The organism is Bacillus xiapuensis, from assembly GCF_002797355.1.
GTDB lineage: Bacteria > Bacillota > Bacilli > Bacillales > Domibacillaceae > Bacillus_CE > Bacillus_CE xiapuensis.
In genome coordinates, this window is the sequence record NZ_KZ454940.1 from 359,128 (window position 1) to 381,756 (window position 22,629).

At 45.8% G+C, this 22,629-nt stretch carries 17 protein-coding genes and 1 pseudogene; 8 read left to right on the forward strand and 10 right to left on the reverse strand.

All coding sequences use genetic code 11. The features are described 5' to 3' along the window. The first annotated feature begins 59 nt into the window (after positions 1 to 59). Positions 60 to 566 (forward strand): sigma-70 family RNA polymerase sigma factor, encoded by a 507-nt coding sequence (locus tag CEF20_RS13375; protein WP_100332419.1) that lies wholly within the window; start codon positions 60 to 62, stop codon positions 564 to 566. A gap of 457 nt (positions 567 to 1,023) precedes the next feature. Here the strand turns inward: CEF20_RS13375 and CEF20_RS13380 are convergent, their stop codons facing one another. After that, positions 1,024 to 1,842, reverse strand: coding sequence for a YihY/virulence factor BrkB family protein (locus CEF20_RS13380; RefSeq protein WP_232713527.1), 819 nt, complete (start codon positions 1,840 to 1,842; stop codon positions 1,024 to 1,026). A gap of 1,087 nt (positions 1,843 to 2,929) precedes the next feature. Between CEF20_RS13380 and CEF20_RS13385 the strand changes: the two genes are divergently transcribed. Then, positions 2,930 to 3,916 (forward strand): S-layer homology domain-containing protein, encoded by a 987-nt coding sequence (locus CEF20_RS13385; RefSeq protein WP_100332420.1) that lies wholly within the window; start codon positions 2,930 to 2,932, stop codon positions 3,914 to 3,916. Positions 3,917 to 3,988: 72 nt separating this feature from the next. On the opposite strand, the gene CEF20_RS13390 is transcribed toward CEF20_RS13385, so the two are convergent. Continuing rightward, complete coding sequence (locus CEF20_RS13390) at positions 3,989 to 5,437, reverse strand: O-antigen ligase family protein (RefSeq protein WP_100332421.1); 1,449 nt, start codon at positions 5,435 to 5,437, stop codon at positions 3,989 to 3,991. A 565-nt stretch (positions 5,438 to 6,002) separates the two neighbouring features. Between CEF20_RS13390 and CEF20_RS13395 the strand changes: the two genes are divergently transcribed. Further along, entirely contained in the window at positions 6,003 to 10,523 is a 4,521-nt protein-coding gene (locus CEF20_RS13395) for a phosphodiester glycosidase family protein (protein WP_198508533.1), read from the forward strand. 261 nt (positions 10,524 to 10,784) lie between these two features. Here CEF20_RS13395 and CEF20_RS13400 read toward each other — a convergent pair whose 3' ends face one another. From CEF20_RS13400 to CEF20_RS13410, 3 genes are all read right to left on the reverse strand, one after another. Further along, positions 10,785 to 11,840 carry an LCP family glycopolymer transferase gene (locus CEF20_RS13400; RefSeq protein WP_232713528.1) on the reverse strand — a complete coding sequence of 352 codons (1,056 nt, stop codon included), beginning with the start codon at positions 11,838 to 11,840 and terminating at the stop codon, positions 10,785 to 10,787. Between the two features lie 276 nt (positions 11,841 to 12,116). Further along, positions 12,117 to 13,136 (reverse strand): S-layer homology domain-containing protein, encoded by a 1,020-nt coding sequence (locus CEF20_RS13405; RefSeq protein ID WP_100332423.1) that lies wholly within the window; start codon positions 13,134 to 13,136, stop codon positions 12,117 to 12,119. 236 nt (positions 13,137 to 13,372) lie between these two features. Continuing rightward, positions 13,373 to 13,822: a YaiI/YqxD family protein gene (locus tag CEF20_RS13410; RefSeq protein WP_100332424.1), complete on the reverse strand. Its 450-nt coding sequence runs from the start codon at positions 13,820 to 13,822 to the stop codon at positions 13,373 to 13,375. Between the two features lie 152 nt (positions 13,823 to 13,974). On the opposite strand from CEF20_RS13410, the gene murB reads away from it, so the two are divergent. Then, on the forward strand, positions 13,975 to 14,889 hold the full coding sequence (gene murB / locus CEF20_RS13415; protein ID WP_100332425.1) for a UDP-N-acetylmuramate dehydrogenase: 915 nt from the start codon (positions 13,975 to 13,977) through the stop codon (positions 14,887 to 14,889). On the opposite strand, the gene CEF20_RS13420 is transcribed toward murB, so the two are convergent. Then, complete coding sequence (locus tag CEF20_RS13420) at positions 14,873 to 16,684, reverse strand: IS1182 family transposase (RefSeq protein ID WP_232713529.1); 1,812 nt, start codon at positions 16,682 to 16,684, stop codon at positions 14,873 to 14,875. The two genes, murB and CEF20_RS13420, sit on opposite strands and share 17 nt — an antisense overlap. A 162-nt stretch (positions 16,685 to 16,846) precedes the next feature. On the opposite strand from CEF20_RS13420, the gene CEF20_RS13425 reads away from it, so the two are divergent. Continuing rightward, positions 16,847 to 17,047, forward strand: a complete 201-nt coding sequence (locus CEF20_RS13425) for a histidine kinase (protein ID WP_100332426.1) — start codon at positions 16,847 to 16,849, stop codon at positions 17,045 to 17,047. A 596-nt stretch (positions 17,048 to 17,643) separates the two neighbouring features. After that, complete coding sequence (locus CEF20_RS13430) at positions 17,644 to 18,048, forward strand: transporter (RefSeq protein ID WP_100332427.1); 405 nt, start codon at positions 17,644 to 17,646, stop codon at positions 18,046 to 18,048. A 341-nt stretch (positions 18,049 to 18,389) separates the two neighbouring features. Here CEF20_RS13430 and CEF20_RS13435 read toward each other — a convergent pair whose 3' ends face one another. Beyond that, the gene (locus tag CEF20_RS13435; protein ID WP_157796286.1) at positions 18,390 to 19,226 is read right to left on the reverse strand and encodes a MerR family transcriptional regulator; all 837 of its coding nucleotides are present in this window, start codon (positions 19,224 to 19,226) and stop codon (positions 18,390 to 18,392) included. Between the two features lie 172 nt (positions 19,227 to 19,398). Here CEF20_RS13435 and CEF20_RS13440 point away from each other — a divergent pair, with 172 nt between their 5' ends. Next, complete coding sequence (locus CEF20_RS13440) at positions 19,399 to 19,788, forward strand: thiol-disulfide oxidoreductase DCC family protein (protein WP_100332429.1); 390 nt, start codon at positions 19,399 to 19,401, stop codon at positions 19,786 to 19,788. Positions 19,789 to 19,834: 46 nt separating this feature from the next. Here the strand turns inward: CEF20_RS13440 and CEF20_RS13445 are convergent, their stop codons facing one another. Then, a complete protein-coding gene (locus CEF20_RS13445) occupies positions 19,835 to 21,115 on the reverse strand; it encodes a DUF3238 domain-containing protein (RefSeq protein ID WP_157796287.1) in 1,281 nt (426 codons plus the stop codon). A gap of 142 nt (positions 21,116 to 21,257) precedes the next feature. Here CEF20_RS13445 and CEF20_RS13450 point away from each other — a divergent pair, with 142 nt between their 5' ends. After that, positions 21,258 to 21,386, forward strand: coding sequence for a YuzL family protein (locus CEF20_RS13450; RefSeq protein WP_100332431.1), 129 nt, complete (start codon positions 21,258 to 21,260; stop codon positions 21,384 to 21,386). A 606-nt stretch (positions 21,387 to 21,992) separates the two neighbouring features. Here the strand turns inward: CEF20_RS13450 and CEF20_RS13455 are convergent. Together CEF20_RS13455 and CEF20_RS13460 are read right to left on the reverse strand one after the other, a co-directional pair. Further along, the gene (locus CEF20_RS13455; RefSeq protein WP_100332432.1) at positions 21,993 to 22,193 is read right to left on the reverse strand and encodes a hypothetical protein; all 201 of its coding nucleotides are present in this window, start codon (positions 22,191 to 22,193) and stop codon (positions 21,993 to 21,995) included. 129 nt (positions 22,194 to 22,322) lie between these two features. Further along, positions 22,323 to 22,502 (reverse strand): annotated as a pseudogene (locus tag CEF20_RS13460) (endonuclease); the annotation flags it as partial. Positions 22,503 to 22,629: the final 127 nt, after the last annotated feature.

Here is a 22,629-nt window from a genome sequence, read left to right on the forward strand (position 1 = left end):
TAAGATGAAGATCACCCGGGAATAATGGGATGGCGCGCTTTCCGCTAAGGATGTTGAAAATGGAACGCTTTGAAGATTTGCTGGAGACGTATTCGCCGATGATTCACCATGTGATGAAGACCCTCCGTATTTACAAAAACCGCGAAGAATTTTTGCAAATTGGCCGCATTGCCCTTTGGGAAGCCGATCAAAATTTCGATCAAGCGAAAGGAAAGTTTTCCAGCTACGCCTATACGTGTATAAGGGGGCGGATGCTGGATGCCTTAAAGAAGTCGGCGCGCCGGGAACAGCGATATGTCTATCCCAAGGAATGCTTTTGGGAGGGCACAGCCGATGAGCAAGGCGAAAAAGCACTCGAACTAGAGACGTTGCTCGCGTACGCTCGTGGCTTAACGGACAGAGAAACAACCTGGCTTCTGCTGACATTCTACAAAGGAATGACGATGGCGGAAATCGCCGCTCAGCAAAACGTCTCTCTCTCAGCCGTCAAGAAGTGGAAAAAGCAAGCCGTCGGGAAAATAAGAAAAAGGCTTCTTCCACTTCGGCAAGTAGATCCAAATAACTAATTCCACCCCTCTATTCTTCTTATACTCCTGTCCGATTTTTAAATTTTTTAGCATCATATAACTATTTTGTAACTTTCTGTATGAATCAGCTGAAACAATTGCTAGAATGATAGCGAAATACAGTGAACCTTCAAACAGCGGGGGCTTTCCTCCCCCGCTGTTGCAAAGTAGAATAAAGGCTTATAATCCCGCATCATGCAGGCTTGAACGGATCGGATATTTAGGTGTAGTGAGCTCCCGCTTAACCATTAGTTCCACATGCCATTCTGGAAGAGGGAGTTTACGGCGCTTGCTTGCGGGATAAAACAAAAGAGGCTGGGACAAAAGGTTTTCAGCTAATAAAAAAGCCGAACTATTATTTAGAACTCTCCTTTAGAGTTTCGTAATAGTTCGGTTTTATCGTTTTTCATGTTTTTTATTAAACACAATGATTCGGCTTTCATGACAGCAAATTTAGTTATGTCCCAGACTCTTTTGGCTTCCCGTTCTGCACCCGCTCTACGTTGATCAGTCCGCCAAGAAGCAATACGGCGGCTGTTAAGTAGAACCAAAGCGTCAAAATAATAATCCCCGACAGTTGGCCATAAATGCGCGAGTAATTAACGATACCGGCATATTCCCCAAAGATGACGGATACAGCCTGCCAGCCAACTGCGGCGAACAAAGCTCCCGGCATAACGGAGCGTAGCGGCTGTTTTCCATTAGGGAGCACTTTATAAAACACGATAAAAAAAAGAAATAAAAAGACGGTGCCCAGTCCCCATTTAAGCGATGTCCAAGTCATGAAATAGAAGGAGAGCCCATCAAAGAGCAGCTGATGAAGAAATTCCTCCGCCAGCGGAATCAGCCAGGATAGCGGCACGAGAAACATGAAGATCAATGTCACACCTAAATCCCGCAGAAGTCCTGCAAAAAAAGAAAGGCGTTTCTGTACATTATATGCATCATTGAGAGAGCGGACGAGCGACTGAATGGCCATAGAAGATAGCCACAGAGTAGATAGAAAGCTGACTGAAAGAATCTTCGCTTTATCCCTCTTCAAAATCGCCTGCACATTCTCCTGAATAAGTGCAGCCGTATCAGCCGGAGCATATGGCTTAACAAAGCCCAAAATATCTCCTTCTTTTACCGGAAGAAAACTGAGCAAAGACAGCATAAAAATAAGAAAAGGGATGACAGATAACAGCAAATAATAAGCTGTTTGCGCCGCCTGATCAAAGAAACGCTCCGCAAAGAAACGGACCGCTATTCTCTTAATAAGCTTTACATATTTCAAACTGTGCCCTCCAGATTTCAAAATTTTAATCATATACAATGGCGTGCAACTTTACAAGCGAACTCTAGCACAGCTGATTTCAGTAAAAATCCAAACCTTGCTCAATGAACGGATGACAGCTTATGTAAGTCTTCATTCCACGCCTCGTTCCGATTTATATGTTCAATAGAATGATTTCAAGCAATAGAAATGATTAAAGCAAAGAAAACAATCTCCCTCCTGAATAAATGCTTAATCCGCCTTTATAATCAAGAGAGAAAGTGATTACGACTTATTGGAGACTCATTAGAAATGACTGGCTAGCGGGTGGGGAAAAATTGAAGCAATAAGTCAAATGGAGTTCTTTCGTTTTCCTTTAAGCGGACTGGAGCTCAATACAAACCTGATACACAGCCACATCATGAAGCACGATTATGCGTTCTATAGAGTGCACTATTTTTTCAACAGCGTTATAAACTTATAAAATAACCACTGCGTGGGCACCTTTCACCCAAGAACTGCTCCCCAAACCACACCAACCATCTTTTTCTGCATATACAGTCAGCGTATCTTCATCATTAAACCCTCTTCTTATACTTACCGTTTGACACATCCATATACGTTCACTCCATAGTCTTCGGAATAGCTGATGTAAACTGTTAAAGAATGAAATTTATTTTACACTGCCTTTATAGCCTCTATTTGGTTTATTATACACCTCTGCTTCATACCTGGAAGGGTACTAAATTTCCACTGCACCATATGGTCCATTCACCGCTTTCCAATAGAATCCTGCAGGGGACCTACAATAAAACCAAACTCATCAAAAGGTGAGATTTTGGGTATCGTGGCAACATCCATTTTTCCTGCACCTCACTTGAAAAAATGGCGTTGATTTTGTCTCCCTGACTTTTGTTGCTAAGCTAAGTTTATACAGATATTCTATTTATTCACTTATAAGAAGGTACTTTCGGAGTGATTTATTATTTGGGAAGTCAAATTATTAGGATAAAAGAACTCATTTTGTTTTTTATAAAGGAAAACTTTTGATTAACTGCTAATTATAAATGACAGGGAAAGAAATATAATTATTTTATAGGAGGAACCAATGAAAAGACCTGTCCGATTTTTATTCACCGCCGTTCTAATGTTTACGCTCTTTATTTCAGCAGCTGCAAGCCCTTCCGCAGCCGCTCAAGAAGCAGGAAAAATCACTGGAACTGCGATCGTTAAAGAAGCGGCTCACCAATTTGCCGCAAAAAAAGCGTCCAAATTCAAAGATGTGCCCTCTAACTACTGGGCAAGAAAAGAAATTGATTACTTGATAAATAAGGGATACATTCAAGGCTATAAAAATGGAAGATATGGAGCGAAGGACTCCATAACCCGCGGACAAGCTGCACGCATTCTAGCCAAAACCTTGAATTTAATGAATGTACCAGCACCCAATCCCGGTTTCCGCGATATTCCAACGAACCATCCCGCTTATAAAGAAATAGCCGTCCTCACTAAGTTCGGTGTATTCAGCAAAGCTCCCTTCTTTAAGCCGGACGGGAAGCTGACTAGATCGCAAATGGCAAAGATTCTTACAGAAAGCTTTGGCTTAAAATCGTTTTTTACAGCGTCATTTAAAGATGTGAAAAGCAATATGTGGTATTACAAATATGTACAAGCTTTATACGGAAACGGAATTACTCAAGGCAGCAACGGATACTTCCTGCCGAACAAATCTATTAACCGCTCTGAATTTGCCGTATTTGTAGCACGAACATTAGAAGCCCGTTTTCGTTTAGGAGTGCAAGCGGATGTGACAGGCGCTCAAATGCAATCAGATGGACGTTTAAAGATGAACTTGATTCTCTATAACAACTCCAACAATACCGTTCAGAATATTAAAGGGAGATATGCCCTTTACATTAACGGTAAGTTAATCGCTCAAGCCCGGACAGCAAGAGAATACCAAAATCTTAAACTGGCACCAAAACAGCAAAAAGCAGTCTCTTTCTACTTCTCACCAAGTGAAGTGAAAAACAAATCCGGTTTTAATAGCACAGCGGCTATCTTCTACGAGCATTACTGGAAATACTACAAGTAAGTGGACGAATCGCTTCTCCGGTCGTGTAAATTCTGTCAAAAAAGCACTTTCCTTGAAGGAAAGTGCTTTTGTTTACGCTTTGTCCAATTGTCTTTGGTGGTATAAAACATAGGCTAACATAGGGAAATAATAGATAGTGAATGTTTTGTCTTCCCAAATGTTATAAAGAAGGCCAAGGAAGAAAATACCGAGTAAAATTGAAATCATTAGGAATGATCCATCTTTATTGACCGTCCGGTTTTTCCACAGTGCCCCCAGCATGCCAAGTAAAAACACTGCAAAGGCAATAACCCCCAAAATACCTGTTTGAGCCATAACTTGAATATATTGATTATCTGAATAAATATTTGGCGGTATGTCGTACTCTTTATATATTGGCGAAGAGTAGGATTTGGTTGCTGAGTCACCAAATGTGGCGAAGCCTGTTCCAATAATCAAGTGATCCTTAAACACTTCTAGTCCCTTTTTCACGATAAATAGTCGGCCTGAACTTTTACTTAACTCAATTGTCTCTTTGTCGAATGTGGTCTCCATGCGGGTTTTTTCACTTAATTCATCCCCATCTTCGGGACTTGTATTCCCCTGTGGATTGTCATCTGTTAAAAGATTTGACTTTTCGACCCACTGGGTAATTTGCGTAACTGGATACAAAATAGCCACAAAACTGATGGCAATCAAAACAATTGATTGCACGGCTCTTTTTGTGTAGCGTGTTAACAGCCAATAAACGGCTAATCCGATACAGAATGCTAACCATGTTCCTCTCGAGTAAGTTAACAGCCATGTACCTGTGACGAATACTGCAAGCACAGTCAACGGAAGCTTTTTGCCCTTTGGAACCTTATTAAACACGTACACAAAAAACATGATAGCAAATGTTAAATAGATTGCTAGCCTATTTGGATTATTAATCAATCCGTAAATACGGACTTTGTTGTTGGGAGATAGAACCATGTTCACCCAAGCTTCAGGCATGAGAAGTGTTCTCAAGGACATCTTTTCCACAAGCCCCTGAATTGTAAGCATAGCGGCTACAAGAATAGTTATCCAGATGAACTGCCGCACATCTGTCTTTTCTATGTTCACACGCTTCACTATGTAAAAGAGCAAATATGTGATAACGAACGCTCTAATCTGGAAGATAATTGCAGGAAGGCTTACATCTGAGAGAATAGCAGAGATTGAACCGATTCCTATAAATGCAAAGAACGCCCATTCAAATATTGAAAATTTAAATAATGAAGGGATATCTTTCCTCCCCATCCAAACAACCCTCATAAATGCTGCTAAAATGATTACATCTCCGGCTATTTTCATCGCAGGATTGAACTCTATCACCATTGAACGGAAAGGAAAATAGATCAGTAACAAATAAATCCCAATCTTGGGGCGCATAAACGCGACAAAAGCTAAAACTGCACACACTGCTGAGCCTACTAATGAATGGGGAATCACAGTTCCCAAACATAATAAACAAACAGAGGCTATGAGAATAATATGACGCTTAAACTGTTCTGCCATTCTGTTAAACCATCCTTTAAATACTGTAAATTAGAAGATTTTATCAACTTGAACGTACTGTCAACGAGATTATACGATTTTGCACAATTGCTTATCAATTATAAAATATCCCTAGGTACTAGTCAAACAAGATTCTGGACTGCTCCTCGTGATACTTTCGTATCACCAGACAATAAGAATCCCTTGCAAAAATAAGTCCCAACTCTCGTCCTTAACGCTCCAGGAATCCCCACTTCAAGCGCGGCTAAGTGGCATGTAGTTCCATACTGATAAATATTAGACTGATCATTTCTCCAATTATATCACGAAATCCTTCCCTTAAATAATGTCTCCTCTGCTGCCCAGTTTGCCATCCGTTCCCCTCTTGGCATCCACAGCAAAGAACCGCACAAACACTTCATTCCACTACACAACCTCTAGTTAAAAACACCTATCCAAGCCTCTTTTATCAAACAAAAGGATCATCTTTCCTTCGTTTACAACATTTACACAATAAATTAATAGTTTTCATAAATTCACTTGCTAGAGTATTCATGAATCATTTACTAGTTTAGGAGGAATGAATATGCAGTTACGCCGAAAGTATGCCGTTCTGTTATTGGCGTTTGTTCTCAGCTGGCAGACGCTTGGGATGCCGCTTGCCGGCACAGAACCATCCGCTCATGCGGAGATCGGTGAGCAGAATACGCTTGGTACAATTATAGATGAATGGACGAGAACGATTGCGCCCGGAGTAACGGAGACGAGCTTAATGCTGGACGGGACGGCGGGACGGCAAAGCGCATTTGTCATGGACATTGACCCGTCCAATCCCAACATCCATTTGCAGGCGGGCATGCCGAATAAGAGTGAATTTGGCATGCAAACCGTGCGCCAGCAAGCGAGCCATGTTTCCAAACCGGGACATATTATAGAAATCGGCGCTGTCAATGCCGATTTCTATAATATGTCCAATGGCATTCCGCTCGGGGCAGTCATCCAGGACGGCCGCGTGCTGAAGCCTGGAACTTCAGAATCTTTCGGCATTAAGGCCAGCGGTGAGGGAATCATTGGCTATCCGAATCCTTCCCTTTCATTTAAAACAGCAGGTGCGCAGCAAGCGATTGACGGCATCAACATGCCGCGCCGCGCGAACCAGCTGATCGCCTACACAGCCGATCAGCAAACGACCAAAACCGACTCTAACGGAACAGAGGTTCTTGTAGAAGGTATAACAGAAGACATCCGGCATATCGGCCAGGCAAGCGGCCGAGTAGCAAAAGTGATACATAATGAAGGAAACCAGCCGATCCGGGAAGGAGAAATCGTTCTGTCAGGCAGCGGTGCAGCAGCGGACTTTCTTGATACGCTTACCCCTGGCGAGTCCATTGAACTCCGAACGAGCGTAGCTAAAGGTTGGGAGGATGTCGAGCAGGCGCTCGGCGGCAACATCCTTCTCATGAAGAACGGAACTAAAACACCGATTCAGGAAAACAGCTTCACTGCGGCTAAAGCTCCGCGGACAGCGGTTGGCATTCGGGAAGACAGCAGCATTTTCTTCGTTGTCATAGACGGACGCCAGCCCGGGTACGCGGAAGGCATCACGATTTTCGAACTTCAAAATGTCATGCATGAACTCGGCGCTAAGGATGCGCTGAACCTAGACGGCGGCGGCTCCTCGACCTTTGCCAGCCGCACTCCGGGAGAGGCCGCGCTCTCTGTAAAAAACATCCCTTCAGACGGCAAAGAGCGGCCGGTGGCCAACTCTTTCTTCGTTGTTTCAACAGCCAAAGAAAGCGCACTGAGTCAGCTAGCCGTTCAGCCTGATCACACCCTGATGCTCGCCGGCAGCACGAAATCCTTCACAGCTAAAGGAATGGACAGCGGGTACAATCCGGTCAAACTGGAGACGGAGCCTGAATGGTCAGTGAATGACCGGTCTTTAGGCACCATGGACGAGAACGGGCAATTCACAGCGGGCAGCGTCTCCGCTAGCGGACGAATTACAGCCGATGCCAACGGTGCCAAAGGCGATGCCAGCATCGCCGTGACGGATCAATTATCCGAGCTGAAGCTTTCACAGCAAGCACTGACGGTCAAAAGAGGAGAAAAGGTTCAGCTGAAAGCATCCGCCTTCTTGAAGGGAAGAGCCGTGCATGCCAATGCTGATGACTTCCGATGGAAAGCAAGCGGCAATATCGGCTCAATCGACCGCCATGGCGTTTTCCAAGCGGCTGATCAAATGGTCAGCGGCACGATCACGGTGCAATACGGCGGCGTATCGGATACCATGGATGTCCAAGTCGGCAAGCTGCCCGTGGTTCTGGAAACATTTGAAGAGGGCCTTGACCAGTGGACCTCAAGCGGGGCCCGCTACAACTCCGCAACCATTCGCCAAACCACTTATCCCGAGCCGGCACGCTTCGGCAATCACGCGCTTCAGCTCGATTATGACTTCACCGGAACGATCGGCACTTCAGGCGCTTACGCTCACACGAAGGAAGATATTGAAATAGAAGGATACCCTGAAAAAATCGGCATGTGGGTATATGGAGACGGCGCAGGCCACTGGCTGCGGGCACAAATGCGGGACAGCAACGGCAATGCCTTTGCGCTCGATTTCACCCCGGCCATGGACTGGAAGGGATGGAAGTACGTGGAGGCTGCTGTTCCAGCCGGAAAAGCGACACCGCTTAAACTTGATCTTGCTGTCCGGCTGATGGAAACAAAGAACGATAATAAGAATGCTGGAACTATCTACATCGACAATATTCGTGCCGTCTACGGAGAAACGAACGATGATTTACTGAACCCGGAGCTCTCACAGGAATTTCCATCGAATCATGAAGTCCTTGCCACAAATGAACTGAAAATTGCCGTTACCGCCAAGGATAATGAAGGCGGAACAGGGATCAACCCCAAACGGACCTATTTGGAGCTGGACGGGAAGAAGGTCGACGCCGTCTTTGACGAAAAAACAGGCGTCCTCTCTTACGTGCCTGAAGAGCCCTTGCTTGACGGGTATCATCAAGTCAAAGCCGTTACCCAAGACCGCTTCGGCAATGAAAGCGAGAAAACATGGCAATTTGAAATCGACAGCGGCCATGCCGGTGTAAAACCCGTATTTACAGAAAACGCCTACGTCGGCAGTCCGTATCCGATACAGCTCACCGGCAGCCAGCTTCAGAACGTCAGCCGCCTAAAGCTGGAGTATGCCTTCGATCCAAAACAGCTTAACGCCGAACCGGCTCTTCAATTGAATGAAGCCATCCCTGCCTCTCACATCGTTCGAAATGAAATCGATGCCGATGGCCGTGTCTATTTAGAAATAAAAGATTTACACACCATCCCCCGGATTGACCGCATCGAAGAAATCGGCGTGATTCCATTGGAAACAGCGATGGATGCCAAGGATGGCCTGACCGTTGAATTCGTGGAAGGGCAGCTGCAGCTCACTGGGAAGCAAGCGCCTATATCGGTGTTCATGCCATCCATTCAAGCGAATGTAAAGGCTCATTTATCCATGGATATTGACCGCGCGTCGGTCGGATTCCCTTCCAAGATCAAGGTGAAAAATGAGGCAGGTGATCCAGTCAAAGACGCCACCATACAAGTCGTCCCGGCCGGCAAGGACTTAGCTAAAGTGAAGGCAAAAGAAGTGAACATGTACGCCGAAGCCGATTCATCAAGCAAGGTGATCGTCAAGCTGGCCAAGCATGATTATGCGGTCGTCCTCGAGAAAAAGGGCGGATGGCTCTTAGTGAAACGGGGCGGCCAAACGGGCTGGATCAGAGCCAGTCAAGCGACGGTTGAACCTTGGCAGCTCGGAACAACCGACCGCAAAGGAGAAGTGAAAACGGACAAGCTTGCCCTTGTACCGGGGGAGCTCATCATCCAGGCAAGCAAAGGCTCTCACTATAGTTACCAAACGAAGGTCCAGGTACTCAAGCACTTAGGAACGCACAAACCGGAGCGGACGAATATCACTTTTGCCGGCAAAGAGAAGGCCATGAACATCACCTGGACTACTTCGCCTGCAACGACTGCCTCCATCGTAGAACTCGTTCCGTCGGATCAATACACACGCACAGGTTTCTCCGGAAAAAAAGTACGCCGCATCAAAGGGCATAGCGAGCCGCATCCCTTCGATGCTGGTGAAATCCAAGTCCACTATGCCGCGATCAGCGGACTGAAAGCAAAGGAAGCTTACACTTACCGAGTAGGAGATGGGACGGAGCAAGGCTGGAGCAAGCCGGCCGAGTTCACAGCCGCCGCCAAGCAGGAAGAAGCCTTCAGCTTTATCTTGATGGGGGACACGCAGGCACCGCCGGACCAAACGGAAAATGGCTTCGGCATTTTCACAGAGCTGCTTAAGCAATCGAAAAAAGACGACCCTGATGCCGCTTTTATGATGCACGTAGGCGATATGATTGATGACGGCAATCTCTATTCGCATTGGAATGCCTTCTTTGAATCAATGAAGGAGCAAAATCTTGCCGCCTCCACGCCTATCGTTCCCGCAGTCGGCAACCATGAAAACATCGGAAACGGCGTAGAGACTTATAAAAAACTGTTCCGCATGCCGCAAAACGGGCCAGAGGAATTCAAGGGAACGGTTTATTCCTTCGACTATGGCAGCGCGCACTTCGCCGTTCTGAACACCGAAACGACAAAAGAAGGGCTGAAAACCCAAGCCCGCTGGCTGAAAGAAGATATGGCCCGCTCGAAAAAACAATGGAAAATCGTCGTCTTTCACCGGGCCCCTTATTATTCCAACCCGCAAGGCGGCAGCGGCAGCGTCCGCGAAGTGCTTCCGGAAGCGATTGATGAAGCTGGCATTGATTTAGTTATCTCCGGACATGATCATGCTTACGTCCGCACCTTTCCGCTGAAAAACGGGAAAAAAGCGGCAGATGGCACAACCTACATCATCGCCGGATCAACCGGAAAGAAGTTTTATCCAGCTACACCTCAGAGCTACATGGATCAATACTTTGACGAGAAAACTCAAGTCTACACAAACGTAGCAATTAGCAGCCGGGGCATTCGTCTGTTCGCCAAAGCACGCGACGGCCGCATCATTGATGACTTCACCATTTCTAAATAAAAAAACAGAGCGGTTCCTTTTGTATCAGGAACCGCTCTAAACATTGCTGGTTCAAAAAAGCATTTCACTTTACAAACCCCGCCTTTCATTCATTAAGAGCCTCTAAAACCTGGATTGTCCAGCTCCCATTTCGATAAGAAGGCAGGGCTTCATGCTTGAATCCCTTCAAGTTTTCTTATATATCAAAAGCTCGCTGAAGATCCATGCAGATGTTGAATTTTTCATCTGTCTCCTTTAAAAGAGCGTTATAACTTTTGCTGATCATTTCATATTCAAATGCTGCTTTAACTGAGAAGAGACTTTTTCCCTTTCATCATCCGGGACGTTGTAATAATAAACGCCTCCCTGCTTCTCCCCGCTGCCTTTGATTGGCACTTGTTCTATCTGATGCCGGGCCGCGGCGTAGTTCTTGCGAATGGTCATCACCTCATCGGCCGTCAAATTGGTTTGGACATTCCTTTCCAGCGCTCCTAGAATATCATTGTATTTCCAAACGGACTGGATGCTCGCTCCTTTATTGAGAATGCCCTCAATAACTTGGCGCTGGCGGGCTTGGCGTCCGAAATCTCCTTGGGGATCGTCATAGCGCATGCGCGTGTACTTGAGAGCTTCCTCCCCGTTCAAAGTAATTTCCCCAGCCGGGAAACTGGCTCCTTCATAGGAAAAAGCAAATTGGCTGTTGACCGTTACGCCTCCTACGGCATCAACTAAATCTTTAAAGCCGTCCATATTGATTTCAACGTAATAATCCACAGGCACATCGAGAAATGCTTCCACTGTTTTGGCCGCCATATCCACTCCGCCAAAAGCAAAGGCATGATTGATCTTATCTTCCGTACCCTTTCCAGCAATCTCTACTCGCGTATCTCTAGGGATGCTTACCATTTTCACTGAATTTTCCTGGCCGTTGACAGAGGCAAGGATCATCGTATCCGAGCGGCCTTTATCCCCTTTGCGCTCATCGACACCTAATAACAAAACAGTAAACGGCTCCTTCCTTTCCAGTGAAACATCCTGCGAACGCTTATCCGATTCTTTCAGAGAAGCTTTATCCACGATTCCATCCAGCGCATTTTGAACAGAGGAATATACGCTGTAGGCAAACACCCCTCCGCTAATCAAAAACAGCAAAAAAACCGCTAACAGAATATTTTTCTTCCCTTTTTTCTTTCGAGATCGGCTTCTTCTCTCCATTTCCTTTGCTCCTTTTAAATCGACCTTATTTAGAAAGCTATCTTCCTTCCCTATGCTTCTAATCATAGCACGTTGAAGCAAATGAGCGATACCACTTCGTACAAATGTGTTTGTAAAGATCATTGCTCGATCAAGAGATGGATAGTGATACAGCCATCCGCAAAAACTTCCTCTCCTAATTATCTCTTTTTGAAGTTCTTAACTTTCATTTCAAATCATAAAAAATGGATCCGGGACAAAGAGTTTTCAGCTCATAAAAAAAACCGAACTATTATTTAGAACTCTCCTTCAGAGCTTCGTAATAGTTCGGCTTTATTGTTTTTCATGTTTTTATTAAATATAATGATTCGGCATTCATGACTGCAAATTTAGTTATGTTCCAGCCTCTTGTAATATTAATTAAAGGGAGCTACCTTTTAAAAAGATGGTATAGATTCGTGATTTGCTGCTATCGGCATACATGAGAATGCTATATTGGCCTGCATCATAATGTAATAGCCATCTTTTATCCATTTCACTTTCTCCTTCATCAGTCGGTTGGCCAATCACTTGCTTCACTCTCGCCGGAGTCAGGTCGGCATCATTTGGATAATACTTAATACCTGTCATTTTAGAATCAAGCATTTTGTCATGGAAGAAATAAGCGCAGTTTCCATAATACTGGCCGTAACCGCCTTCATAGTAGTCTTGTTTCTTCGGTTTGCCGAGCTTTTTGTGCACGTCCGCAATGGTTGTTGTTTTATTGAATGGAATGGAACACCCCGGAAGGATGCCTTGTTGCGCTTTTTTCAAAAAGTCAGACTTAATAGCTAGCGGTCGGTATTTTGGCTCCATGGCACGGGCTAAGAAAACGGAAAATTGTACACGTGTTAACGGGATAGACGGTTTGAATTGCCCTCTTTCATCAATGGTTGTAATCTTATTGGCAGCTAAAGCATGCACCGCGCTGGATAAAGCAGTGTTTTCCGGCACATCATAGATAGCCCCAGTATAGGTGCCGCTCAGTTTAAACGCTCTTTTCATGACAAGAGCCATTTCCGCTCGGCTCATCTGGTTATAGGGATTGAACTTCTTTGCTTTAGCAAAAATTCCTTTCTCTACTAGGGGTGCCACATACTTATATAAATAATGACTCTTCGGAAGATCAGTAAATCCTAAATCCGGCGCATGGCTTGTTTCCAATTCCAATGCCCGTGCCAGCATGATCGCCGCTTGGGCTCTCGTGACTTGACCATGCAGTCGGAAGGTGCCGTCTTTGTAACCGTTGATCACTTCTTTATTCACCAAATATTCAATCTCTTTATAAGCCCAATAAGAAGACGGTACATCCTTAAAACGAGTCGCCGCAGATGCCTCCATGCTAACGGAGCTAATGATCATTAAAATGGCCAAACCAAAAGAACATAAAAACTTCTTCAATTCCCTCACTCCCTTTAGTTAACTTCTGCAAAGTTGGCCTGTGGAAAGCCAATCGTTACAGAACATATTGTGAATTAATTGTAGCATATTTATGTCAAATATTTAACTTTAAAGTTAAAAAAACCCTAAAATATTACTTTTATATTACATTAACAACATAACCATTACTTTTGAATTACTAAATGATTGCAAAATTAATAGGTAATCAAGAAATGTTTAAAGCGAAGACAACCGCACTAGGCACGTTTACACACCTGCCGGCATAAAGCAGTGATTTTTTCCAAAAACAACCGATCGTTTTCTTTATTCCTTTTCTTGGGACCCTTCAAACGTCCACCGGCCTGGCGGATTTTCTTCGCTGTGTGGCGGCTGTGCAGCAGCTGATCGATATTGCCGGCTGTGTACAGTCTTCCGTTTTGATCGATGGCATGACCTTGTTTCGCCAGCACCATCGCGGCCAGTCCATAGTCTTGTGTCACGACGATATCTCCTTTCTCGACGCGATTGACGATGGCAAAGTCAGCCGCATCCGCTCCTTTTGAGACTGTTAACGTTTGCACCCCTTCCCGCGTGATCAAATGCGCGGTATCGCAAATGAGCAGAACGGGGAGCTGAAACATTTCTGCTGCCTGGCATGTTTCATCAACGACCGGGCAGCCGTCTGCATCGATCAAGATCTTCGTCATATTGTTTTCCACCCTTTTGTTTAGTTATTGTACAGCTATTCTATCCACCGTAACCTGGAAGGCTTCATTGAACTTTCACCGTTGAAGTTCTTTTTCCCGAGAAAAACTGCTATAATTCAATGTAGTGAAAAAGTGAAAAAGGAATGATATGAGTGTCTGATTATCGCCAGTTTTTCGATAAATTACAAGCAGTCGTGAAGAAGGAAAATGTTCTTCTTGATGAATATTTGAAAGATCATACTTACACGCGGCTGGGCGGCAAGGCGGATTTATTCGTCACACCGACCACCTATGAAGAAGTGCAAAACGTCGTCCAATTCTCAAATGAATATAACATACCGCTTACGTTGCTCGGCAATGGCTCCAACCTCATTGTTAAAGACGGGGGCATTCGCGGCATTGTCATGCAAATGGCCCGCTTGGATCAGATCTCGGTCAGCGGCCATTTGCTCAAAGCGCAAAGCGGAGCGGCCATTATAGATGCCTCCCGGGAAGCCTTGAGGGCCGAACTGACCGGCCTTGAATTCGCCTGCGGAATCCCGGGCACAGTCGGCGGCGCCTTATTTATGAACGCCGGCGCTTACGGCGGGGAAATTAAAGATGTGCTCGATTATGCCCTCGTTGTCGACCGCAAAGGAGATTTGCTGAAGCTTCCGGCGGCTGAATTAAATCTTTCCTACCGGACGAGCAATATTCCCGACAACGGCTATCTCGTGCTGGAGGCGGGGTTCCAGCTAAAGCCAGGAAACCGGGAAGAGATCAAAGCAGTCATGGACGATTTAACCTTCAGAAGAGAATCCAAGCAGCCGCTTGAATATCCATCATGCGGCAGCGTCTTTAAGCGGCCGCCGGGCTACTTCGCCGGCAAGCTTATTCAAGACAGCGGCCTGCAAGGAACCAGAATCGGCGGCGCGGAAGTCTCAACCAAGCATGCCGGCTTCATCGTCAACGTCGATCATGCGACGGCCAATGACTATATCGCTCTTATTAAGCATGTTCAAAAAACCGTAAAAGAGAAATTCAACGTCCAATTAGAACGCGAAGTGCGGATTATCGGCGAAGACTAAGGAATTGATTGAATAAGAAGGGGCTGTCCCATAAGCCCCTAAAATAAGAACGCGGAGAGAAAAACAACTCGTTTTTCTCTCCGCGTTCTTTCATTGTAAGCGGGTTTCCTGAAAATGTTTGGGCTAGGCCCGCCATTTTCAGGAAGTTGTGGGCTAACGCCACAATCCCAAATTCCGTGTGCACCTTGTCGATCCCCCGCAAGGAAAATCTGCGGAACGACCGATTGCCCTTGATATGACCGAACGCACTTTCGACCTCGACTTTCCGCCGGGCATAAATCGGTGTGTTCTCGTCAGACCAAAGGCTGTTCTTGGCTTTTGCTTTCATTTCTTCGTACACGGGGTTGTAATGAATCTGCCGGTTCCCTTTCGATTTTGTGCATAGGGCTTTCAGCGGGCAGTCTGTACAATCCTCACATTCATAAATTTTAAAATCTCTCTTCATCCCGTAAGAATCCGTACGGGTGGAATAACGTTTGAAGCGAATGCGGCGGTCATTCGGACAGATATATACGTCATCTTCTTCTATATAGGTCCAGTTCCTTGGCTGGAAACGATCTTTTTTATACCTGCGTTTTTGTTCTTTCAGATAGGTATTATAAGGAATCAAATAGTCCATTTTTTCTTCCGTCGCATATACATAGTTGCTTTCGCTTCCATAGCCGGCATCGGCGATCACTTTTTTCGGAAACGGCAGGCGAGAGCCTTTCAGTTTCTCCATGTGCGGAATGAAACAGCGAGTATCCGTTGGGCGCTGGTGAATGGTATAGAACAAAACAAATTGGTTTTCCGTTGCCATCTGCACATTGTAGCCAGGCTTTAGCTGTCCGTTTTTCATGTGATCTTCTTTCATTCTCATAAACGTGGCATCTGTATCGGTTTTGGAAAAGCTGTTTCGGTCGCCGTATGTCTCCATTTGTTGTTTATATTTCACCAGGCGCGGAATAAAATCCCTGCTTACGGATTTTGCCAGCTTTTGAACAAAGGATCGCTTTTGGCGCTTAGCCTTGCGTTCTTTCCTATCTTCTTGCGCCACGTCTTTCTCTATCTGTTCCATTTTCTTTTCCAGAACCGTTTCCACTTGCGCCAATTGTTCAGGGCTGACTTTTTTCGCCTCCAGGCATTCCTCGATCATAGAAGCTTCATCTGCCTCCACGATCTCTTGAATGTGGTGCAGGGTCTCCTTGATCTTCTCTCTTAATTTCGCTTCAAATCTCATCGTCGCTTTTTTCCAGGAAAAGGAGTATTTATTGGCATTTGCCTCGATCTTTGTGCCGTCCAGAAAATAGTTCTCCATGGAAATATATTGGTTTTCAATCAAGAGGAGAATCATTTCCTCGAACAGCGTGTCGATCATGGATTTCATCTGCCCGCTGCGGAAACGGTTAATCGTACGGAAATCTGGTTTTTGCATGGCAGAGAGCCAAATCATCGGCAGGTTTTCGTCTAGCATCTTCGCGATTCCTCGGCAGGAATAGACCTTTTGCGAGTACGCATAAAGAAGAATTTTGACCATCATTTTGGGGTGATAGGCACTTCGGCCGCCGCCTTTATAAGGCTTGATGAACAGCTCATCGGGCATGTTTTCAATCATCTCATGGATAAAACGGGAGACATGGTGTGCAGGAATCCAGTCACTGAGATCCATCGGAAGCATCAGCTGGTCTGTTTGATAGGAAACAAAGACAGGTTTGGAACGGAAGTTCTTTTTTTGCGTGGACACCTCTTCCGTTTCTAGTGGTAAAGACAACTGGTCCGTGTTATAATTTGTGGGAGTAGTCTTTTGGCTGCTCATAAAAAAATCGCTCCTTTTGTATGTGTTGGTTTGGTTACTTACATTTTACAAGAAAGAGCGATTTTTTTGTGCTTAAAAATAGAAAAAAAACAGGGGCCGTCCTCAAAAGTCGGTTTCACCGACTTTTGGGACAGCCCCTTTATCATAGAAAGGAGCCGACTCATGAAGAAACAATTGACATTCACCGTTCCTGTCATGATCGTAGTCGCTGTGCTTTCCCTATGGATGCTGTCCAAAGACTATTCTGAGATCAGTCTGGGGACGAAGCTGCTGATCACGGCAGGCGCCGTTGTCTTATCGGGCGGGATTTCTTATCTTTTATTTGGCGGCGGCGAAGATTCTCAAAATAATGATAAACGCTAATCCTCTTATATGCGCCATCCATTTTTTACAGCGCAAACTGAAGCGCGCTTTGCCTTCACTCTTGCATGCTGAACATGCAGCTGAGCAGTCTCCTAATCATACCAGCAGATTGCTCATCTGATAGCTGCATCCCAGCTTTTGATGCTGGTAATAAGGAGGATCATGGGAGGTGCTGCATGAATCCTTAGAAAGAAATGGCTTAGCGATCATCTTTTTGTCTTAGCACAACTTATTCACTAACATCATAGCTATTTTTGAACGATCATCGTCAATCGATTCTAATTCTGCTGATTTCAAATTAGTTCCTTTACTTTTTTTCACACATTATTTATGTGTTTCAGAATATGATAGACAAATATATCCAGCTGCTTTTGCAGGCGAGCTGTAATATTTGTTTGGTTAATCGCACTTTGAGCTGACTATATCGGTCAGTTCTTTTTTATGAAAAAAAAAGAACAAAATGGATAAAATACGGCCACATGATTGATTGTTTGCAGCTCCTCTCTTTCGTTTTCCTCCTTTCTTTCCAAGCTCACACGAATGCTGAATCCTCGCATACATTAAAAAGGAGTTCAAATGAAAGGAGGTTAAATAGCATGTATGATGATTTCCACTATTATTCCGACTTTCCTGAGTACGAATATGAAGAATGGACGAGTAATCGACCGTTTCAGCCGCTTCCTCCAAGCACGCCTATCGGATTCCCAGCACCAGGCCAGCAGCCGGGAAGCGCGCCGCAGGCAGGAGGACAGCCATCCTATCCTCCTCCGCCTTACACGCCGCAAATGCCGCAAGCGGCCGCCTTTGCTGTAGATCCGGGAGCGATCCGCGGATGCTTGCACCGTTATACCTATATCTGGCTTGACAGCGGCCGCAGCTTTTGGTTCTACCCGACTTATGTAGGAAGAACCTCCGTCGCCGGCTGGCGCTGGAGAAACTCCCGCTGGGTCTACTACGGAACCGATTTGCGGAGAATCCGTTCTTTCCAGTGCTTCTCATAAGAACTGCTCTTCTCTCACCCTGCGCCTAACGAACAAGCGGCTGCCGCCTTTATTAAGCCGGGGTGTCCCTTTCCACTCCCTCAGTCTATGCAGAAAGTAAAAAGGGATGGAGGGATCAAGCAGGCGCAACGGACCCGTCAGCCAATTTCAGCATGCAAGCCATTTTCGGGAAGTCAAGGAATTAAACCATCATATTCTACGTGATTTCGGCCCGATGAAGCAGCATGAAGAAGCCACACTCCAAAAGCAGCCCAAAGCCTTTCTATCTGGCAGACAAAAGCCGGCCGCGCTTGCGGCCGGCTTTTGTCTGTTAATAAGTTCTTCCAACAAGCTGAACCCTTTTACAGATCGGACATCGGGTCGGTGCATGTTTTCATTGTTTTTGAAAGCTGATCTAAATACTGAGCATAATCCGGGCTAAGCCTGCACATAACCGGTATAAACACATCGTAATATCCTCTTGAATGCATAATGGGCTTTAAGCTGTCCGCCAGCTGCCGGGACTGCGCAAACCATTCCGTCCTTTTGATCCTGCTGTATTCCTCAATCATCGCTTCCGGCTGATCCAGCCATTTCATCTTCTCTTCCTTCCACTTGTCCCTTTCTTCATTCGTCACCGTGAACGGGATTTCATCCAATAGCTGTTGTGCTTCTTCAGGCAGCTCTATCGGCTCCAGACCGTCTAAAAATTGAATGATTTCGTTGAAGGCCTCTTCTTGCTGAGCCGATTCAATCGGATTTTCTAAAAATGAGCCGAAATGCAGAGCTAAGAATTTCCCCAAGTAACCGGGGAAACGATGAAGCAGCCGTTCTTTGATGAGTAAATGTTTCTCCATCGCTTCTAATTCTTTATGAATCTGCTTGCGATCATGCCCTTCCACTAATTGCTTCAGCAGTTCGGCTTTTCTTTGCGAAATGGACAGCTGCAGCTGTTTCGCTTCCTGAACTTTCATAAGCGCCTGATGGGGGTCATCCGCATGCAATACTTCACGAATTTCACTAATCGATAATCCCAAGCCTCTCCATAAGGAAATTTGAGACAGAATTTCCACATCCTCATTGCTGAAAAAGCGATAGCCGTTTTCCTCTTTTTCAGGAGAAATGAATCCTTTTGTTTCATAGTATTCAATGGTTTTTCTCGTTAAGCCTGTTTGTGCACAAACATCTTTGATTTTCACCGATCCACCTCCTCCTTTCACTCTAAAGCATTCCCTAAGGGACAGGTCAACAGCAGAGTTCCAAAACGATCTTGCCAAATGACAAGCAGCTGACGGCAAAGTCCCAATAATAGTTTCATGTTAACGAAAAAAGGTTAAACTAATAGCAACATCCCAAAAAGGAGGAGATGGCATGCATCCAGTCATTTTATTTGACGGAGATTGTAACTTTTGCGACGCCAGCGTCCAGTTTATTATTAAGCGCGACCCAAAGGGCCTCTTTCATTTCGCCTCGCTGCAAAGCGACACCGGCGAAAAGCTGCGGGCCAAGCATCATGTTCCCGATGATGTCGACAGCATGATCCTGATTGAAGGGAACAAGGTCTATTATAAATCAGCGGCCGCTCTAAGAATTTGCCTGCATTTAAAAGGGGCCTGGAAGCTATTATATGCGCTGATGATCATCCCGTGTCCGATTCGCGACATTGCCTATGAGTATGTGGCGAAGAATCGCTACAAATGGTTCGGGCAGAAAGAAAGCTGTACGCTGCCGCCTCCACATATTCGCAAACGATTCGTTTAACAGTAAAAAGCGGAAAAGCCCGTCATGCGGCTTTTCCGCTTTTTGCTTATTTGAAATTAGAGACGCGCCAGTACTGGCTGGCCATGGTGGCCGCCAGCCACTCCAGCCCTTTGCTTCTCGCCTGATGGAGCGGCTTCCAGTAGTTTTTGCGGCCGCGCTTCAAGTACATTTCATGATTCGGAGACTGATCATGATTGCCGGTGAAATCAAAGAAGCCGTTGCGATAGAAGGAAGCGGTGATTTCATAGTCAATATTCGGCGAGGCGGTGAGCGGATTGCCAACCGAATGCTTGAGAAGCACCTCCACCTTTTCCTTTCCGGTCTGCACATTCTCGAGCTGAATGCCGCCCTCTGAAGCCCTTCCTTTCTCTCTTAACCGACCCGTCCAGCCATAGGCTTTCGACAGACCCACCGCTTTATTCAAGCGAACGGACGGCTTGTCGTCAGCAAAGCTCACCGCCAGATCGGCGCGCGTGCGAAAGCGGTCCGCCTCAGGTTCAAAGCCGCGCCCATCACCGGCAAAATAGCGGTTCATGGAAAAGAAGTTCGGATTCTTCAAGCGCTTCATCGGCAAAAAAGTTGTATAGCGCAGCTGCCACTGATGTTCCTGGGATGAATCCTTCGGCCGCAAAATCGCTTCAATTGAATCGAATAGCTTGGCGATCCGGAATACCTCCATCATCGCTTCTTTCTCCTTCGCTCCTTTTTTGAAAAAGCCGATTACCCCCGCCGCGGCGAACTTCTCCTCGCTTAAATTTTCCTCCGACTGCGCCAGCGGCCGCTCCGCCCGAATCCAATACGTGTACTCCTCTTGAGGACGCACGGTCTGATCGATATAGAAGGAGTCCGTTACATGCGCCAGCCTTTTCCCATTTCGGTAAATTGTATATTCCTCAATGCCATCGATCGGCTCCCATTCCATGCTGATAAACGTCCGCCCTACAACGGACGTCATGATCCAATCCTGCAAGATATTCTCCTGCCGCCGCTTCTCGGGCTTCGTCGCCGTCTGCACCTTGATCAAATCCAGCACGCGCCCTTTAGTATCCGTCTTCTCAATCGTGTACAGATAGCTTGTAGCCGGCATCAGCCCTCTGTCCTTAGCCGACGAACGGGCGCCTTCATAAATCAGCTGCCCCTGGCGATACACCCGATAATTCGCCTCAGTATCCGTCCACTCCAGGGAGATTTCATCCGCGGTCTGCTTCACCTTCTTGAGCATAAATTGCGGTGGATCTGCCATTCTTTGCCGCTTCTTGTCTCTATTCATCAGCAGCGCGGCCCCTGCCGCACTTGCTAGCGCTCCTATCAAGTATCCCTTCTTCATAGCCATCGCCTCACTTTCTTCCCTATCTATACCCCGAATCAAACTCGCTCACTCGCCCTTTCGCTTCTTTACAGGCAAGCTTTCAAAAGATAAACGAATACGCATTCCCGATAAGGAAGAAAATAGGAAGGGAGGTGATCACATGGGAAAACGCAAACAAGATCCATCCAAAGCCGGACTCGGTTCCCCGGATGTTCAAGGTCAAGGCACCACCGCAGCCGAAACCGGTGAATCCGCCGCTCCGTCCTCGCGCAAGAAAAAAAGAAAATAATACGCGAAAGCCCCCCGCAGCCTTATTTCTGCGGGGGGCTTTCAATTCACAGGCTCTTGATTATTTTACAATCAGGCCATGTTCGCCCTTAATATCATTCAAGCTTAAGGAGATGACGCCATCTTCTATAATCTATGTAAATCATTCTCGTATTCAAGCGCACTTTCTTCAGCTGCAAAGCGCCAAGTGGTGGGATATCTCTGTATCCGAGGGTTTGTCCAATCCAGCCAAGTCTTGTATTTTCAGCATATAGGTAATGCGGGAAATCCTCAATATCGAGAGTATTTCCAATAGAAATGAACCTAACAGCTCATTCAGCAGCAATAGCTAAGAGGAATATGCTTTATGGTGAAATATAAGGGTGTCTAAGAGTAAGAGAACCCGTATGCAGCTCTCTTGGATGATAAAACCAGCAATGCGGAAACCGTTTTAGGCGCGCCTGTGAATATTTGTGTCGTACTAACATTGTTGACAGGAATTCAAAAACATTTTCCTTCTTTCACTATTTCACCAAAAGGGATGCAGAATCTTTTTGGAAGATGGGGCCGCAAAAAAAAACGAATTCGTCCGGTTCAGCCGTTCAAATTCGGGGCAGGGTTCTGCTTTCTATTCTTGTTTAGACACAATAGCATTCACATTTTGCTTCGGATACTTCTTCGTCAGCTCGTCCATATACTTGTCAACAAGCGCTTTTTCTTTTTCAGGAGAAGCCTCCTCCTGTAGCATCCGCACCGCTTCAGCAATGCCAGCCTCCTGTTCGACCTTGGCATCCGCGACTTCTTTATTCTGTAAAATATTCTCTGCCATTTGCTCATGCTCTTTCTCTCATTTCTTCTTAACGGCTGCAGCTTGAGCATCCTTCTTCCCCTCATCAGAGCAAACGGCAAGCGTTGAAAAAGTTACCAAGCCAGGGCTGCCGGAACCGATTTTTTCGGATCATCTTCCTTCAGCATTACCAAATATCCTGGCCCACTCCGGGTGATCGATGAATGGATTGCGGTTTCCCTGCCATTTTTGAATGATGTCATTTCTTCTTCTTTCAAAGTCATCGACCGGGTCTTGCTCATACCATTCTAAAAGAACGGACTGTTTGCCGTGATAGGGCTTAGATCCATTATCCAGCCTTCAAGTGCTAGCTTGAGATTTCCACGTCTAAAGACGGTCTGCGACCTGTGTGGGCTTTCTCGTTCGGAAAATCTGTAAGAACAACTGATGCCGGATCAATATTCCCTTTTGTAGAGGT

What these genes read in the sequence shown, in the direction of transcription:
- CEF20_RS13455 (WP_100332432.1), bottom strand. Translation starts at nt 22,193, where the DNA reads ATGGCAGAGAATATTTTACAGAATAAAGAAGTCGCGGATGCCAAGGTC.
- CEF20_RS13390 (WP_100332421.1), bottom strand. Translation starts at nt 5,437, where the DNA reads ATGGCAGAACAGTTTAAGCGTCATATTATTCTCATAGCCTCTGTTTGT.
- CEF20_RS13420 (WP_232713529.1), bottom strand. Translation starts at nt 16,684, where the DNA reads ATGAGCAGCCAAAAGACTACTCCCACAAATTATAACACGGACCAGTTG.
- CEF20_RS13440 (WP_100332429.1), top strand. Translation starts at nt 19,399, where the DNA reads ATGCATCCAGTCATTTTATTTGACGGAGATTGTAACTTTTGCGACGCC.
- CEF20_RS13425 (WP_100332426.1), top strand. Translation starts at nt 16,847, where the DNA reads ATGAAGAAACAATTGACATTCACCGTTCCTGTCATGATCGTAGTCGCT.
- CEF20_RS13400 (WP_232713528.1), bottom strand. Translation starts at nt 11,840, where the DNA reads ATGATCTTTACAAACACATTTGTACGAAGTGGTATCGCTCATTTGCTT.
- CEF20_RS13395 (WP_198508533.1), top strand. Translation starts at nt 6,003, where the DNA reads ATGCAGTTACGCCGAAAGTATGCCGTTCTGTTATTGGCGTTTGTTCTC.
- CEF20_RS13410 (WP_100332424.1), bottom strand. Translation starts at nt 13,822, where the DNA reads ATGACGAAGATCTTGATCGATGCAGACGGCTGCCCGGTCGTTGATGAA.
- CEF20_RS13375 (WP_100332419.1), top strand. Translation starts at nt 60, where the DNA reads ATGGAACGCTTTGAAGATTTGCTGGAGACGTATTCGCCGATGATTCAC.
- CEF20_RS13430 (WP_100332427.1), top strand. Translation starts at nt 17,644, where the DNA reads ATGTATGATGATTTCCACTATTATTCCGACTTTCCTGAGTACGAATAT.
- CEF20_RS13385 (WP_100332420.1), top strand. Translation starts at nt 2,930, where the DNA reads ATGAAAAGACCTGTCCGATTTTTATTCACCGCCGTTCTAATGTTTACG.
- CEF20_RS13450 (WP_100332431.1), top strand. Translation starts at nt 21,258, where the DNA reads ATGGGAAAACGCAAACAAGATCCATCCAAAGCCGGACTCGGTTCCCCG.
- CEF20_RS13445 (WP_157796287.1), bottom strand. Translation starts at nt 21,115, where the DNA reads ATGAAGAAGGGATACTTGATAGGAGCGCTAGCAAGTGCGGCAGGGGCC.